We start from the raw sequence: 14,809 nt of genomic DNA, 5'->3' as shown, positions 1-14,809 counted from the left end.
CTATTCGACGTTGACCGCAAAAGGAACAGTTAGTATATGTCCATTGACATTAAATTGCCCCCAGACTTTTATATATGCCCTTTGTGGGGAAATAGGTCATAAAAACAACTTTGGGGCCTTTCCCTTTCGGATACAATGGGTGTATATGCATGAACTGATTAACATCCTTATCAATTGCAACTGCATGACCAACTGTCCCTAGGTACGGTTTTAAATTTTTAATCGGTTTATTCGTTGCTGCATCAGATAATGTGAAGTTCATATCGATATTTTTCTTTGATACTAGTTTCTCATCAAAGGAAAGGGTTATTTTTGTTCCGTCAATAACTTTTGATCGTTTTTCCTCGGGTACGATCGGTTTTGGTGTCGGTGGAGTTCCCTGTACTGTTAACCAATGATCTTCAATACTATAATCACTAGCCCCAACTGGTGTCATTTCAGCTATGAGTTTATAGTCTCCACCTGCAGGAAATTTAGTTGTAATCTCGAAACGTCCATCGCCCTTGAAGGTGGGGTGGATGTGGGTAAAGTAAGAAAGGTCTTTACTGACTACCACTAAGTGCATTTTTTTAGTGCTGACTGTTTCAAATTCCTTAATCGGCTTATTGTGGTTATCTTTGATAAGGATAGAGATTGTCACTGATTGGTTAGCTGTAATGTCATCGGGTGCAGTCCATTCTGAAAGTGTTTCCTCTCCGCTAACTGGCTTCATATTCATCATTTGCTTTTGATCAGTGTCCATAGGGACTTTGGCGGCACCACATGCCGTTACTAATAAAAAACTAAACAAGACCGGTACAATAAATATTTTCTTCACAGGTTAACCCCCTTTTTATAAAAAATATCTTAACTTAAACGTTTATATCTAACATACCATACTAGTATTTATTTTCTTCATAATAGATCGCTATTTTTTAAATAAATAGTAGTCTAACCGTTAATGGATTTTTTAATTAACAGTAAAATATAAAAAGGAGCCCGAAGGCTCCTTAACACACTTTTTAAAACATTTATTTAGAAGAGTCTTGACCTTCTAATTAGTAACCTCTCATAAAAGAAGATCCTACAATGATAAGGAGAATAAACAATACGACAATTAAAGCAAACGCATTTCTTAATCCATCCATGTAAAACACCTCCTGTCCTTGCTGAAATTGAAAATTACATACCACAACAAACCGTGGTTAGATTAAACCCAAGCGCTTAGTACGATGATTAACAGAATGAACAGAACAACAATTAATACAAAGCTGCTGCCGCCATAGCCACCACCGTAGCCATAACCGCCACCGTAGCCATAAGATCCCCACATATTAATTCACCACCTGTTTGACTTTTCGAAGTATTAACTTCTATATATATATATTTCTTAAAATAAAGGATGATTGGACAAGCATCACAGTGTTAAAAAAATCAGCGATTTACTTATACAAATTTTTAAAATATAAAAAGCGTCTGCAATAAATGCAAACGCCTTATTAGGAGGTAATTCAATGTTTGGTGGTAATATAATATATGCACACAGAGTAAAAAGGAATGGACAAGTGCTGATTAGATGTAAATTAGGCAGGGAACATACGTCTTTTACCCTAGTTGAACGAACGAGGATAGGTTATTAAAAAATAAAAATAGAGCCATTGTATGATCAAATGAATACGACAAGTTTCAATGTTAATTATGAAACATAAAATGAAGGAAGACTTATTTCCTACACTTATCTCGGAGGGTTACAATGAAGATTGAAAAATTGATTGCAGACGAGTTGCAGTGTATGTTTCTAAATGACAGTCTAATTGGCTTTAAAGAAGAGTATATAAACAATATATCTAGGAAATTAAGGACTGGGGAAGTTAAAATAGTTGAGTTAGTAAAAAAGGATTCAGATTTAAAGGTAAAAATATTAGAAGCATTGGTTAGAATATCAAAGCAAAAAGGTTATTACCCGTAGAAGATTCACTCCTTTCTACGTTTTTTTTAACGGGGCTTGCTTAAATCCAAGGATATGCATACCTACTTCTGCATTAGTAAAAAATACGGAAGAGGTGAAAACAAATGGAAAATGAACATTTAAAACTTACAGCTTCCGAAATAGGAACACTATGGGGGGAGTATGTAAACGGAACAATGACCGAAATCGTAAATAGGTATATGATTTCTATTTTGGAAGACGAAGCAATAAAAAAAGTTTTTGAAATAGCCATTGAGACATGGGAAAAGCAAAAGAAACAGCTTGTTACCTTCATTGAAAAAGAGGGATTTCCAGTTCCCATTGGATTTACTGAGTCAGACCTTAATAAAAGTGCAGAGAGACTGTTTTCTGACACCTTCTGCTTAAATTATTTACATATTATGACCATACACGGTTTATTGGGGCATACCACTGCTTTAAGTGTCTCTGTCAGAAAGGACATACGGCAGTTTTACTATTCATGTGATAATGATGCGAAAAGAATGTACGATTTAACCATTGAGTTATTGCTTGAAAAAGGAAAATTCGAAAGAGACCCCTATTTTTATCCTAACGAGAGCCCTGAACTTATTTCTACTGAAGATTTTGCAGATGGATACTTCGGAAAAGGGAGACTTTTATCTGCTACAGAACTAATCAGTCTTTCTTTAAATATTAAAAAGAGCATTATGGCAAAAACTCTTTCGATCGGATTTAGTCAAGTCGCTGATTCGAAAGGAATAAGAAAGTTTTTTGAGGAATTAGCAAAAAAGGCGGATGAAAACATACAAGCCCTTTCAAAAATTATGCACAAGGATAATTTGCCAGTTCCAATGTCGTGGGAATCAGAGGTTACAACGTCAAAAGACTCTCCTTTTTCAGATAAATTAATGTTGTATCATATCGGTTTTTTGGCTCAAACTGCACAAGTATATTACGGGACAGGTCTAGCAGGAGCCATGCGGACAGACCTAGCTGTCGTTTATGAAAAAACCATTCTAAAAACATTAGCAATGACAAAAAACTGGTTCGATATTATGGTGGAAAACAAGTGGTTAGAACAGCCGCCACTTGCTCCCAATAGAAAAGAACTTGCACAAGATACTTAAAATATACTGAATAAGGCTTTGTTATGAATATCGGATTTGACCCATATTGTTCCTCGAAGAAAGCTAAGCAATAAAAAAATGACATCCAACAGGAAGTCATAAATTTGGGGACTTCTTTCTTAAAGAGGGTAGATTTTATCGTTTCTGCCGTACTGCTGCTTGTAATGGGACAGAAAATTGTTGAGGACCTGATAGACCGACTAATGAAGTTCCTACTGTTGTATAGCCAATAGGAGCGACGCGTGGAGATTTACCTCCTCCACAACCAATTTGCAAAACTCCGCTGTTGACCATTTGACCAATTTTCAAATATCGGATATCAAATGTTTGTTGTAGATGTTTATCGATTTTAATCACCTCTTATTAATATATGATTAAGAGTTAGATTCAGTCCTTCAACTAACTAATGCCATCGTAGTCAAATGATAAAAATATAGCCACCTGTATTTCATTTACACATTTATGAAATACAGGTGGCTTTCTGTTATTTAGTAATGGGAAATCCCTATTTTATTGTTTTTATGAATATCTTCCGTACCAGCTTCCAGTGCAGTCTTGTAATATAAACATTTATGATCAATGACTTCCAATGTTTTTTTTAGTTCTTCCAACTGTGCTTCTACTTTGGCTCTTCGTTCCATAAACATGTCATATCTTTGTTGCAACGTGGAATCCCCATCAGAACACCAATCAATGAAATTTTTAATCTCCTTAATAGGCATCCCGGTTGATTTCAGACATTCAATTACTTTTAAAGCACTGATATCCGATTCATTAAACAATCGTGTTCCGCTGGGTGTCCGTTCTACAAAAGGCATTAGTCCTTCCTTGTCGTAGTAACGTAAGGTATAGACTGTTAGATTTAATTCTTTTGCCACTTCGCTGATAGAATATGTCTGCATGATTCATCACCTTGTCGTAATAATATAGACTTCGAGTTAACTTTATGATAGAGGGGATTTTATCATGAGGAATGCATAATGTCAAAATTCACGTAATCATAAAAAGGAAAACAGAATAAAGTTCAAACTTTTATAAAATAAGGATTGACCTAGAGTTAACTCTAAGGATTAATATTGTTCTGGAAGAGAAAAAAACAGGGTAGATCATGCTTGAAAGGGATCCTGAGTTATGCATCCATACCCAGTACCAATCATTCTCTTGAAAAATCAACTTATTTTGGAGGGTTAAACAAATGATAACAGCTAAAGCACGGGCAGTGGACGGTCCCGACAAACCGTTTCGAGTTGCTGAAATTAACAGACGTGACCTTGATTTACATGATGTTCTAATTGAAATTAAATATGCAGGCATATGCCATTCTGACATCCATACTGCTCATGGCGAATGGGGGCCAGTGAACTATCCACTTGTACCTGGACACGAGATTGCGGGAATTGTCACGGATGTTGGAGCCGAGGTAACAAAGTATAAAGTCGGTGACCGGGTTGGGGTCGGTTGTATGGTAGACTCCTGTGGTGAATGTGAGAACTGCCGTAAAGGAGAGGAACAATACTGTCTAAAAGGAAATGTCCCTACATACGCTGGTGTTGACAAATACGGTGAGCCAACTCAAGGTGGCTATTCTACCCATATTGTTGTAACGGAGGACTTTGTAGTTAGAATCCCAGATAATATTGGGCTTGATGCAGCAGCACCATTACTTTGTGCAGGCATTACGACGTATTCTCCATTAAACCATTGGGGAGCAGGACCAGGTAAGAAAGTAGCGGTTGTTGGTATGGGAGGTCTTGGTCATATGGCAGTCAAGATTGCACACGCCATGGGTGCAGAAGTTACTGTCCTGTCACAAACATTGAATAAAAAGGAAGATGGCTTGGAATTTGGCGCAGACAACTACTATGCCACTAGCGACCCGGAAACATTCGAGAAATTGGCTGGAACCTTTGACTTAATTATTAACACAGTAAGTGCAAAAATCGACATTAATGCATATTTCGCATTGCTCACGCTTGATGGCACGTTGGTTAATGTCGGCGCTCCTGGGGAACCATTGCCAGTTAATGTATTCTCACTAATTGGTCATCGCCGTTCTTTTGCTGGTTCTATGATTGGAGGAATCCGTGAGACTCAGGAGATGTTGGAGTTCTGTTCAAACCATAACATTACTCCTAAGATTGAAGTGATTTCCGCCGACCAAATTGACGAAGCCTACACTCGCGTATTAGCTTCAGATGTGAAGTATCGATTCGTGATTGACATCAGTACAATGTAAGCTGCATAAATGATTATTTCAAGAGGCTGACCCAAAAGGTGGTTGATGAATAACTTTTGCACACTCTGTTGATTGGAGCGGAAGGCGCGAAGACTCCTGCGGGAGTACGGGGCAGGGGAGACCACGCAGGCGCTTAAGCGCCGAGGAGGCTTCCCGGACCGCCCGCGGAAAGCGAAGCGCCTGGAGCGGAAATCAACAGACTAGTTTAAAGTAGAAGAATTAAGGTGCCCCTTAAAGTTATACTTTTGGGACACCTTCTTTTTATGTTGCTCTAAATTGGTATTAAGTCCAAGATAAGATCAGCATAAAGCATTTATACATAATAATTAAGGAATCAAGTTTTTAACAAATTAATAATCAATTTGGTATAATGAATTTTTAATGATTATGATAAGAATAATAGGAATCAGAGAAATCCAACTAAAAAGGTTTTTCTGCATATTAATGTTTTATCGTAAAACGGAGGGGAAATTATGAGCAAAATAGAGGAATTGAAACAGGAATTACAGGTCTTGACCAGTCGGCGGGATCGGATGCAAAAGAACCTTTATGAAGTAGAAAAACGCATCAATGAGATCGCGAATGAATTGAAAAAAAACAATAAAAAGTAATTATTAATTGTACAGTGGTATGAAAAACGATTTAAAAATAAATAAGCCTTTAAAACAAGATCTTCCATTTTCTCGTTTATAAAGGCTTAATTTCATAAAGAGTTACACAATTTAAGTTTAAACATTATATTGATATCGTTTACATTAAAAAGTCAAACCTTTGTTTTCCTTTTTGTCTTTCACTTCTATTAGAAACTTTTTAAAGTCTTCTTTTTTTATGCCTGATTTCATTGCTTCTTTTACCAGCTCAACCCACTCTTTAGGAAAATCAAGTTCATTTTTTTTCATGGTAAACCTCCTTTTTGATGTATTTAACACAGGAAATGATTTAGTATTGGTATTATCTGATTATAAAATTCGAAACATGTTGATTGTTTTTGAGGGCTGAAGCATGAGAATCTGTAAGCTATCTTTATACACAGTGACTGAATAAGCAGTTTTATAACCTAGTGAATGATTAAAACTTACCAAATTGGTAACAAAACGGAATGATAATGAGGTGATGATATGAATAAAGCTAAAGGAAAAGGTGGAACAGGGAGAGGAACCGGCAAAAAGGGTTGGAATCGTTGGCAAGCTGGTGCAAACAAAGCAAAGAGTGCAAAACCTTATATTAGTAAAGGTACAAAAAAAGCGGTTGCTGAACAGGATTCAAAGAGCAATAGTTAAGTGAATAACCGAAATATTGCGATTGATGATTAATATTTATTGAACCAACATATGCGATCTCCTTTATAGGAGTTCGCTTTTTTCCTTTTTAGCTAGCAGGGAAAATGATTGTGAAAAGTGGAAAAATGTGTTAAATTATTTGAATATTAAAACTATTGGAGGACGAACTATTGATTAATTATAATGGACGGAAGTTTGTTTCAGTTGAGAATACTGCAAACGGAGAAGTTTCTTCAAAAACGATTTTTGATTATAAACAAGAAGGAAACATCCTAACAGCCACCTATAGTGGAGGGGAAATTGTAAAAGGGACACTAATTGGAATAGTAAAGGACGATGGCAGTATCCAGTTTAGATATAACCATGTGAACGCTAGAAATGAAATTAGAGGCGGTCAATGTTACTCTACTCCAGAAACCCTGCCAAATGGAAGAATTAGATTACATGAGAAGTGGAAATGGACGGATACTGACCAAACTGAAGGTGAATCCATCATTGAAGAAGTTAAATAACCAATAACCCTTTTTATCGACAACAATTATCAAAATAAAACAGAACCACACTGTCCGTGAAACTCTGTTTTATTTTGGCTACATATTCTCAATTCGTCTCAGTTTATAAAAACGAATCACATTTTTAAGTGTTACTTTAACAACAGAATAGAGTGGGATGGCGATAATGATTCCTACAAATCCATAAATAGCCCCTGAAATTAACAAAACGAAAATCACCGTTAACGGATGAAGATTGAGTTTTTTTCCCATAACTCTTGGTGTAACAATATTTCCATCGATTTGTTGCGCAGCAATTACCACGAATACGACTTTTAAAACCATAAATGGACCTTGTAAAAGTGCGACAACGACGGCCGGGACCATTCCAATCACAGGGCCAATAAAGGGTACAACCGTCATACACATGGCGAAAATGGCAAGCACTAGACTATTATTCAGGCCAATAATACTAAAACCGATATACATCATGATTCCATCGGATAATGCAATAATGCATTGGCCGATTATATAAGCGGATAAAGTCTTATCGATGTCAACAAGAATCAAATTTCCCTCTTCCACGTGTTCAACGGGAAGATTTTTTAAGAGAGCGGGCTTCAGTTTCTCACCATCCCGTAAAAAATAAAAAACAATAAACGGAACAACTGCAAGCACCGTTGCAATACTAGTAACAATGGAAATGATATTTGTTATATTTTGTTCGACATGATTTAAAAAGGAGTTGGAGAGGGAACTTGCTTTTTTTTCTATCATTCTTAATGAACTGTTTCCAAAGCTATTATGCTTTACCATATTGTGGGATACATCTGATAAACTATCAAACTTATTTGGAAATTGCTCCGAAAGCTGCTGGACTTGTTGTGCAATGGGAGTACCAGTAAAATGAACAAAAAGATATCCCGCTCCGATGAAAAGTAGATAAACAATCAATATACTCAGATTTTTACTGATATATTTGGAAAAAAAGGTTACAAATGGCCTCATAACATAATAAATGATTCCGGAAATGAGGATCGGAAAAAAGATCGTAGCAATTAATTTTTGAAAGGGCCAAACAAAGTAATCAATTTTCCCAAATAAGAAAATGATTAATAAAATTAACAGGATCCCTGTTGCATATTTAAAAAATGGTCTGTTAATCCACATACCATCCCCCCTAGAAGATATTTTTTTAATATAAAGGATTTTAATTCGCTTTTAAACTGGGTCTCTATGTAACTATCCTCTTTTTGTCCTACATAAACCTATAAAGAAAAATCTCCTCACTTATGATTTTTTGTTCTATTGAACAAAGACATGCCGATTTTCCTTAGAGAAATCAGGATGGTCGCGAATAACTAGAATTTGGATTCAACCTTGAATAAGTCAAATATAAAAATAATATCAGGGGTGTTAGTAGAGAAATATTCAAGTATACACTTTTGTTCAGTTTGAGCTGCCATTGTGGCAGCTTTTATTTTGTTCATTCTTCGAAGAAATTAGTTATATAATTTTACTAATAGGTCTTAAAAATTTTAATTAGTTACTGCATTTGTGGTTAGATATTGACACCAAATTGCCCTCATTTTTCTTGTCACGCTTCGAACAGTGGGAGAGGACTCCTTTAAGCTGATTTGACTATAAATTTCTTTATGATCAAACTGATTGCTAATATAAATGGAATGATAAGTTGAAATGGAATATGAAAATATAGTGGTACAACTTTTAAACCAATGAACAAATGTTGAATTATATTTTTCGAAAATGTAATGGAGAATAAAAAGGTTAGAATCGTAGAAATAGCATTTAACCGATTTAGCTTTCTCGTTGGAAACAAGTGAGCAAGGATCATTAACCCACCGTACATAAATATTGAAATTTTCACAAAACCACCTATTAGGTTGAGGAGTACTGCAAAAGCCTCAATATGTGGCAGGAAATCCACGACGCTAGTTAGTTCCACAGCCTTTACAAATGGAAAAACGTAGAAGTTTACGGTTTCAGAACTGAGCAAGCCCAATATCATTTCTCCGGCCATAAGGAGGATTACTCCTGTTGTACACACAGAGATCCAACCGTATTTTCGTAAGGATTTTCGATCGTTTACATACGGAAATAGCATTGTAAATACAATGAGCTCGCCATAAGGAAAGGTTAATCCCGTTGGGAAAACAGAAGTCATGATCTGCTTCCAGCTTGTCCGAAACAAAGGTGTTAAATGAGTAAGTTCAAAATAAGGAGATAGGTACCCAAATAACATAAGAATCAAAATGATAACACCTGTAAAAGCAAATAATATGAGGGAAATTCTTCCTATCGCTTCGATGCCGAGAAAACAGCCATACGACACCACCAAAAGAAAAGTAAAAGAAATAATCCAAAAAGGGACATTATTATATAGTACTTGCCCTATGAAAAAAGAGAAATCTTTTAGCACCCGTCCAGCAATGTATAAAAAGTATAGGCAATAAATTAAGCCAAGTATTTTGGACAGCCACTTCCCTAATCCTATTTCTAAAAGCTGGATTAAATTTCCCCATTTTCCTAATGAATGGAGCAGGATATAGAAATAAAAGATTCCCACCCCAAAAACTAACGATAATAAAATCGTAATCCAAACATCTTGTTTCGTTTGGAAGTTCCAGCCTACGACGATTGCACTTCCGAGTAAAAAGTTGATCATTAAGAAGAATATTTCCAGTGGAGCTAATTTGACCATCAACTATCTAGTCCTTTCCAAGTACATAGGCTATTTCAATGAAGATGATACTTCTCCTACATCTAAAACATCAAACCTTACCTTTGTTTGAATTTGTACCTTAGAATATTGAGAATTCCAATCGTGTTTTACCCTATTCCACTTGTCTGGTTGTTTGCGATACAGAGCTTCTCCAAATCCATCGATATCAGATTTGTTATTTTGAGTTTTCGCTATCAGCTCATTAATCTGTTTTTGAAGTTCTTGTTCTGCCTCCTGTTCCAAAGAGGCAATGGCTTTTATGGTAGTTGTGTTGATATTACATGAAATATCAGATAGCTTTCCTTGTAATTTCAGCTGAAGAACAAAGGATGGAATGGCCTTTTTTTCTTGAATATAAATGACAGGCCTGCTTTGTAAGTCTTGCCAAGTAACAAAACCAGAATTTTTTTTGCACTTTGTTACAAATGAAATATTGTGTAATTTGTTTTTTGTTAATGCATATAAATTACTTTCCCATGAAGAAAGCCAATACGAAAATTTTTGATGTTTAAAAACGGCAAATCCTTCTAATTGGATGATAGCATCTGGTTTTGCCTTTTCAATATTGCCTTTCGAGGTACCTTTTGAAGAATTACCTCTTATGGAGATATAAGGGACGGTAAGTTCTCCTCTATTTCGAATTAACATCTCTGTGATTTTGTTCGCTGTGATATCAGCGATATTCCCCCATGATTCTCGTTTACTATTTAGCATCTCTTGCATTCTATTTCCCGAGATTTTTTGAACAGGTGTAATGATTTGTAAGAGCTTTTCCGCCTTAACTCCCTTGGAAATCACGAATCTGATATTAGCAGGCAAACTGGATTCCCGTAAAAAGTAATGTGTAAGGGATGAAATTCCTTCGGTTTTTACTAAGGATTCCCCTAAAACAGCGACTTCCGCACTATCTAAGAAAACTGGCCGTGCTAATTTATTTTGAATACGAGAGATTGCTTCAGGAATCGTTCTTCCTTGTGCACTGTACGTATATGCCCCGGTTTCAGCAGCCCCTTCTTTGCTATTGGCGGCTGGATTATATATTTGCAGGCTAGCGATGTATTCTCCATCGCTTTTGTCGATTCCAATCGCGGAGACAACACTGATTCTATTTAACATAGTGTGCTGCACCTGTTTGCTTACTATTAAGGAGATGATTAGCATAATCAAAAGAATGAGATTTATGTTTGATTTGGTGTGTAATTGCTTTGCCTTGTCATTACGCTTCATCTGTCTCTTCCATGGTTTCTTCTTTGGTATAATGGGACTCATCGTTTGTCATTTCCTTTAGTGATAATTGGATCGCGCTGTCCTTTAAATCATGTGCAACGAATGGAGCAAAAGGAGATAAATAGGGTACTCCGAAGCTGCGCAGCGAACTTAGATGAAGTAATAACAGAAGTGATAATAAGGCTATGCCGTAAAAACCAAGAGCCGCACCCCCAGTGATGAAACAAAGAGTTATATTTGCTGCTGTTATTCTTAGTGTATAAATAGGGATGACACTAATAAAAATATACGCAATACTTACGATAACTAGGCTAGGAGGGGCGACTAATTGTGATTCAATTGCAGACTGCCCTAATATGATTCCTCCAAAAATAGATACGGTAACAGCAATGTTTTGCTGTAAACGAGTGGAACTTTCGTTTATTGCAATAATGACAATAACCAACAAGGTTACTTCTACCGAGGTGGGAAAGGGCACCAATTCTCGCTGTGAAACAAAACCAACTAGCAGTTTGACGGGCAACAGATTTGCGTGATAAGTCATAAATGCTACATAGGCCCCAGGAATATATAATGCGAAAATAAATAGTAAAAAACGAATCAAACGAGTATTAACAAATCCTGTGTTTCCTAAATAATAGTCCTCCGGTGTTTGAAAAAATTGAATGAGAACAGCAGGAGCGACAAGTACATATGGAGAACCATCTATAAAAATGGCGATTTTCCCTTCCAGTATTTCGCCTGCAACTACATCAGGTCTATCTGTATTGAGCATGAGAGGAAAAAAAGACTTGGTCTCTTTCGTAAGAGCGGTCTCAACGTAATTTGCCTCCAGCAGCGCATCCAACTGGAGGTTTTCAAGGCGTGCGTAGATGGTCTCAAGTATTTGTTTATCTACTATGTTTTCAATGTACATTACAGATACGTCTGTATGTGTGTTTGTACCATACTGTTTGGTTGATACTCTTAAATTTGGATTTTTAATAATCTTTCGAACGAGGGAGATGTTTGTACTACTACTTTCATTGAAACCTATGTCAGGACCTTTAGCCACTCTTTGTCCTTTCGGGCTTTCTATAGCGCGAGCAGTCCATTTGGTTGTATCAGTTGATAGGAAGGTATTTATTCCTTCCACCATAACAAGGGTTTTGCCTGATAATAACTCTGTTGGAGCAAGATTTATATCTACTACGCGTGTAATTTTTTTTGATTGAATAACAGCTAATTCTAAGAATGAAAGCAATTCTTCATCAGTTTGGAAACTCGGCAGATGATACGTTAATAAAGGTTCAATTACGTACTGTTGTACAGCATTCGTATCTACGATTTCGTCGATGAACAAAATGGCAGCTTCCTTCGCTATACGATTCAACGTAATTTTCCTTTTTTGAAGATCAGAGCTATTCCCCAATATAGTATTTAAAACTTCTATATTGTCCTGTAAAACACTTGAACTCTTCATGGTTACCACCTGAGTTTATTTTGAATTGATACCTTATTATCCCCAAAAAGGGAAATATTATGTAGAAATAGTGGATAATTATACGAGAATTGAATGTTTTATCCAGCTTATTTTATCCCATTTGGAGAGCTTTTATTTGCATGGATGAAGAGAAAACAGTTCGAATAGAGACATCCATTTCGGACAGATCGTGATGAGTCAATGTTGAAGTTCTTTTTCCTTCATCTTGATCTAAAAAAACATAGTAGTTGAAGTATAGAGGTTTATACGAATTGAATTATTTTTGTGTGAAATCTATAATGAAAGGATATTCAATGAGCTCATATTATACTAAATTGCTGACGGCTAATAATGATTTAATAAAAAAGTTAAAGGAGTCGATTATAATGGGAAGAGTTACCCAGGGGGAAAAGGTAAGATCGTGAAGGTATATAAACTAAAGAATAATTTTAATGGTATAAAAAAAGGAACACAATTCATTTTGATTGCTGAATCTGAATTTATCGGTGTTAAAGATTATGTGTTACGCACGATAGATTTATCGGTGAGGATTTCAATAACTGAAAGAGAGTTTCAAAAAATTTTTACATTGGTGAATTTTAAAAGAAACATGATTCAGTAGAAGAAAAAGGACCGCCGCAACGATAACGCTTTTGTTTTACCTCAAAGACGCTGTCCTTGCAGTAACTAAAAACTTTTCCGTCAACTGCTTCGAAATAATAGATATCACTAAGCTTAATATGGTGAACTCTATCATTCTGATATCCTAGTAAAATGAGGTCCTTAGTTTTCAGCGTGTTAACGATTTCGTATTTTTCATCATCAACCTCATGACACCTAATGAGAATTTCTTCCCCCAGTTCTTTGCTTATTTCTTCTATTGAAATTTTCATATTATCACCCACGAAAATCTTATAATTCAGGCACAAACATATGGAATTCCTTTTACATTTTATGGTCTAAGTTAATAAATGTATAATAAACTAAAGCATTTCTTCTCTTACGCAATTTTGATTACATTTTACATAAGGAGTGGTCGTAATGGCACGTGTATTATTTATTAATGGTGGATCAGAAGGACATATCAATCCAACAATTGGAGTTGTTGAAGAGCTTATTTCTCGTGGAGAAGAGGTCGTGTACTTTGCGATCGAGGATTTTCGAGAGCGTATTGAGAAGACGGGAGCTACTGTACGAACATTTGATGGACAAAAATTTATCAAAGCCTTTATTTCGGGTGGAAGGAATTACTTACTGGAAAGAGTCAACGGTCTTTTACATACGGCAGACATCGTGATACCAAGTGTTCTGGAGCAAATCGAAGGAGAACATTTTGATTATATCATTCATGATTCGATGTTTGGCTGCGGTTATTTACTTGCCCAAATACTTAAACTTCCAGCCATCAATTCTTGTACTTCATTTGCCCAGCCAAAACGAACATTCGATGAAATGCTGGAACAGCATTCTAAAACAATTCCTGTTGAAGTAGTGAATGAATTCCAAAGCCTGACGGAACAGGTGAAGGAGAAATACGATGTAGAAATCCATTCTCCTTACGAAGTTTTTTGTAATCCGGCACCACTTACAATCGTTTACACAACTAGGGACCTTCAACCTTTTAGTGAGGCATATGACCACACATACAAGTTTGTAGGTCCATCCATTTCTTCACGATTAACCCGGGAAAATTTCGACCCTTCTGAAATTAAGGGGAAAAGTCTAATTTACATTTCCCTAGGTACTGTCTTTAACCAAGCAATTGATTTCTACAAGCTTTGTTTTAAGGTATTAGAAAACACTAATCATACCGTTGTCATGTCGATTGGAGATAAAGTTCAACTAGCTGATTTAGAGGAGATTCCTAAAAACTTCATAGTAAAAAATTATGTTCCACAAACTGAGGTACTGAAATACACAAATTTATTTATCACACATGGTGGAATGAATAGTACCCATGAAGGTCTCTACTACGGGGTTCCGCTTATTGTCATCCCACAAAGTGCGGATCAGCCGATCATTGCCGAACAAGTTGCCCGTATCGGAGCTGGTATTCAATTAAACATGCAAAACTTGTCTGCAAATCAACTAAGTGAAGCTGTAGATTATGTGATAAATCAAGAATCTTTTCAAAAAGCTGTTGCAAAGATTAGGGAATCCCTTCAAAAATCAGGTGGGTATCACCAAGCGGTGGATGAGATTTTTGAATTCACACATCAAAATGATATCTAGTTATCACAATTGGCATCTTATGCGAAGCGAGTACACCCATTTACTTATAATAAAAAAAGTACCCAATCGGGTACTAGGGTC

General features: G+C 36.1%; 18 protein-coding genes. 7 read left to right on the top strand and 11 right to left on the bottom strand.

All coding sequences use genetic code 11. The features are described 5' to 3' along the window. Positions 1-49: 49 nt before the first annotated feature. From ACZ9EE_RS03475 to ACZ9EE_RS03465, 3 genes are all read right to left on the bottom strand, one after another. On the bottom strand, positions 50-817 hold the full coding sequence (locus ACZ9EE_RS03475) for a hypothetical protein (RefSeq protein WP_476025295.1): 768 nt from the start codon (positions 815-817) through the stop codon (positions 50-52). Positions 818-1,037: 220 nt separating this feature from the next. Beyond that, on the bottom strand, positions 1,038-1,127 hold the full coding sequence (locus ACZ9EE_RS03470; RefSeq protein WP_476025294.1) for a YjcZ family sporulation protein: 90 nt from the start codon (positions 1,125-1,127) through the stop codon (positions 1,038-1,040). 62 nt (positions 1,128-1,189) lie between these two features. After that, positions 1,190-1,312 (bottom strand): YjcZ family sporulation protein, encoded by a 123-nt coding sequence (locus ACZ9EE_RS03465; protein ID WP_476025293.1) that lies wholly within the window; start codon positions 1,310-1,312, stop codon positions 1,190-1,192. Between the two features lie 420 nt (positions 1,313-1,732). Here ACZ9EE_RS03465 and ACZ9EE_RS03460 point away from each other — a divergent pair, with 420 nt between their 5' ends. Continuing rightward, positions 1,733-1,948: a hypothetical protein gene (locus ACZ9EE_RS03460; protein WP_476025292.1), complete on the top strand. Its 216-nt coding sequence runs from the start codon at positions 1,733-1,735 to the stop codon at positions 1,946-1,948. 104 nt (positions 1,949-2,052) lie between these two features. Continuing rightward, complete coding sequence (locus ACZ9EE_RS03455; RefSeq protein WP_476025291.1) at positions 2,053-3,057, top strand: DUF3231 family protein; 1,005 nt, start codon at positions 2,053-2,055, stop codon at positions 3,055-3,057. A gap of 135 nt (positions 3,058-3,192) precedes the next feature. Here the strand turns inward: ACZ9EE_RS03455 and ACZ9EE_RS03450 are convergent, their stop codons facing one another. Together ACZ9EE_RS03450 and ACZ9EE_RS03445 are read right to left on the bottom strand one after the other, a co-directional pair. After that, the gene (locus ACZ9EE_RS03450) at positions 3,193-3,414 is read right to left on the bottom strand and encodes a hypothetical protein (RefSeq protein WP_476025290.1); all 222 of its coding nucleotides are present in this window, start codon (positions 3,412-3,414) and stop codon (positions 3,193-3,195) included. Positions 3,415-3,545: 131 nt separating this feature from the next. Then, positions 3,546-3,959, bottom strand: a complete 414-nt coding sequence (locus ACZ9EE_RS03445) for a MerR family transcriptional regulator (RefSeq protein ID WP_476025289.1) — start codon at positions 3,957-3,959, stop codon at positions 3,546-3,548. A gap of 293 nt (positions 3,960-4,252) precedes the next feature. Between ACZ9EE_RS03445 and ACZ9EE_RS03440 the strand changes: the two genes are divergently transcribed. Then, positions 4,253-5,293, top strand: a complete 1,041-nt coding sequence (locus tag ACZ9EE_RS03440) for an NAD(P)-dependent alcohol dehydrogenase (RefSeq protein ID WP_476025288.1) — start codon at positions 4,253-4,255, stop codon at positions 5,291-5,293. 473 nt (positions 5,294-5,766) lie between these two features. Continuing rightward, positions 5,767-5,904 carry a hypothetical protein gene (locus ACZ9EE_RS03435; protein WP_476025287.1) on the top strand — a complete coding sequence of 46 codons (138 nt, stop codon included), beginning with the start codon at positions 5,767-5,769 and terminating at the stop codon, positions 5,902-5,904. A gap of 144 nt (positions 5,905-6,048) precedes the next feature. Here the strand turns inward: ACZ9EE_RS03435 and ACZ9EE_RS03430 are convergent, their stop codons facing one another. After that, on the bottom strand, positions 6,049-6,192 hold the full coding sequence (locus ACZ9EE_RS03430; RefSeq protein ID WP_476025286.1) for an anti-repressor SinI family protein: 144 nt from the start codon (positions 6,190-6,192) through the stop codon (positions 6,049-6,051). 219 nt (positions 6,193-6,411) lie between these two features. Between ACZ9EE_RS03430 and ACZ9EE_RS03425 the strand changes: the two genes are divergently transcribed. Then, positions 6,412-6,573, top strand: coding sequence for a DUF3934 family protein (locus tag ACZ9EE_RS03425; protein ID WP_476025285.1), 162 nt, complete (start codon positions 6,412-6,414; stop codon positions 6,571-6,573). 170 nt (positions 6,574-6,743) lie between these two features. Next, positions 6,744-7,085: an avidin-fold protein gene (locus ACZ9EE_RS03420; protein ID WP_476025284.1), complete on the top strand. Its 342-nt coding sequence runs from the start codon at positions 6,744-6,746 to the stop codon at positions 7,083-7,085. A gap of 78 nt (positions 7,086-7,163) precedes the next feature. On the opposite strand, the gene ACZ9EE_RS03415 is transcribed toward ACZ9EE_RS03420, so the two are convergent. From ACZ9EE_RS03415 to ACZ9EE_RS03395, 5 genes are all read right to left on the bottom strand, one after another. Further along, positions 7,164-8,234: an AI-2E family transporter gene (locus ACZ9EE_RS03415; protein WP_476025283.1), complete on the bottom strand. Its 1,071-nt coding sequence runs from the start codon at positions 8,232-8,234 to the stop codon at positions 7,164-7,166. A gap of 457 nt (positions 8,235-8,691) precedes the next feature. Further along, entirely contained in the window at positions 8,692-9,786 is a 1,095-nt protein-coding gene (locus ACZ9EE_RS03410) for a GerAB/ArcD/ProY family transporter (protein WP_476032841.1), read from the bottom strand. 30 nt (positions 9,787-9,816) lie between these two features. Then, the gene (locus ACZ9EE_RS03405) at positions 9,817-11,034 is read right to left on the bottom strand and encodes a Ger(x)C family spore germination protein (RefSeq protein WP_476025282.1); all 1,218 of its coding nucleotides are present in this window, start codon (positions 11,032-11,034) and stop codon (positions 9,817-9,819) included. Beyond that, positions 11,024-12,496, bottom strand: a complete 1,473-nt coding sequence (locus ACZ9EE_RS03400) for a spore germination protein (protein WP_476025281.1) — start codon at positions 12,494-12,496, stop codon at positions 11,024-11,026. Before ACZ9EE_RS03400 ends, ACZ9EE_RS03405 begins: the two co-directional genes overlap by 11 nt. 599 nt (positions 12,497-13,095) lie before the next feature. Continuing rightward, positions 13,096-13,389: a LytTR family DNA-binding domain-containing protein gene (locus ACZ9EE_RS03395; RefSeq protein ID WP_476025280.1), complete on the bottom strand. Its 294-nt coding sequence runs from the start codon at positions 13,387-13,389 to the stop codon at positions 13,096-13,098. A 148-nt stretch (positions 13,390-13,537) separates the two neighbouring features. Between ACZ9EE_RS03395 and ACZ9EE_RS03390 the strand changes: the two genes are divergently transcribed. Further along, positions 13,538-14,728, top strand: a complete 1,191-nt coding sequence (locus tag ACZ9EE_RS03390) for a macrolide family glycosyltransferase (RefSeq protein ID WP_476025279.1) — start codon at positions 13,538-13,540, stop codon at positions 14,726-14,728. Positions 14,729-14,809 lie beyond the last annotated feature (81 nt).

Source organism: Bacillus sp. URHA0034 (assembly GCF_056280405.1).
The sequence above is the reverse complement of the archived record's forward strand: the minus strand, read 5'-3'. Positions and strand labels throughout refer to the sequence as shown.

Bases quoted from the DNA above. Each gene is read 5' to 3' on its own strand.
- ACZ9EE_RS03470 (WP_476025294.1), bottom strand. From the start codon at position 1,127: ATGGATGGATTAAGAAATGCGTTTGCTTTAATTGTCGTATTGTTTATT.
- ACZ9EE_RS03465 (WP_476025293.1), bottom strand. From the start codon at position 1,312: ATGTGGGGATCTTATGGCTACGGTGGCGGTTATGGCTACGGTGGTGGC.
- ACZ9EE_RS03460 (WP_476025292.1), top strand. From the start codon at position 1,733: ATGAAGATTGAAAAATTGATTGCAGACGAGTTGCAGTGTATGTTTCTA.
- ACZ9EE_RS03455 (WP_476025291.1), top strand. From the start codon at position 2,053: ATGGAAAATGAACATTTAAAACTTACAGCTTCCGAAATAGGAACACTA.
- ACZ9EE_RS03445 (WP_476025289.1), bottom strand. From the start codon at position 3,959: ATGCAGACATATTCTATCAGCGAAGTGGCAAAAGAATTAAATCTAACA.
- ACZ9EE_RS03440 (WP_476025288.1), top strand. From the start codon at position 4,253: ATGATAACAGCTAAAGCACGGGCAGTGGACGGTCCCGACAAACCGTTT.
- ACZ9EE_RS03435 (WP_476025287.1), top strand. From the start codon at position 5,767: ATGAGCAAAATAGAGGAATTGAAACAGGAATTACAGGTCTTGACCAGT.
- ACZ9EE_RS03430 (WP_476025286.1), bottom strand. From the start codon at position 6,192: ATGAAAAAAAATGAACTTGATTTTCCTAAAGAGTGGGTTGAGCTGGTA.
- ACZ9EE_RS03425 (WP_476025285.1), top strand. From the start codon at position 6,412: ATGAATAAAGCTAAAGGAAAAGGTGGAACAGGGAGAGGAACCGGCAAA.
- ACZ9EE_RS03415 (WP_476025283.1), bottom strand. From the start codon at position 8,234: ATGTGGATTAACAGACCATTTTTTAAATATGCAACAGGGATCCTGTTA.
- ACZ9EE_RS03410 (WP_476032841.1), bottom strand. From the start codon at position 9,786: ATGGTCAAATTAGCTCCACTGGAAATATTCTTCTTAATGATCAACTTT.
- ACZ9EE_RS03405 (WP_476025282.1), bottom strand. From the start codon at position 11,034: ATGAAGCGTAATGACAAGGCAAAGCAATTACACACCAAATCAAACATA.
- ACZ9EE_RS03400 (WP_476025281.1), bottom strand. From the start codon at position 12,496: ATGAAGAGTTCAAGTGTTTTACAGGACAATATAGAAGTTTTAAATACT.
- ACZ9EE_RS03395 (WP_476025280.1), bottom strand. From the start codon at position 13,389: ATGAAAATTTCAATAGAAGAAATAAGCAAAGAACTGGGGGAAGAAATT.
- ACZ9EE_RS03390 (WP_476025279.1), top strand. From the start codon at position 13,538: ATGGCACGTGTATTATTTATTAATGGTGGATCAGAAGGACATATCAAT.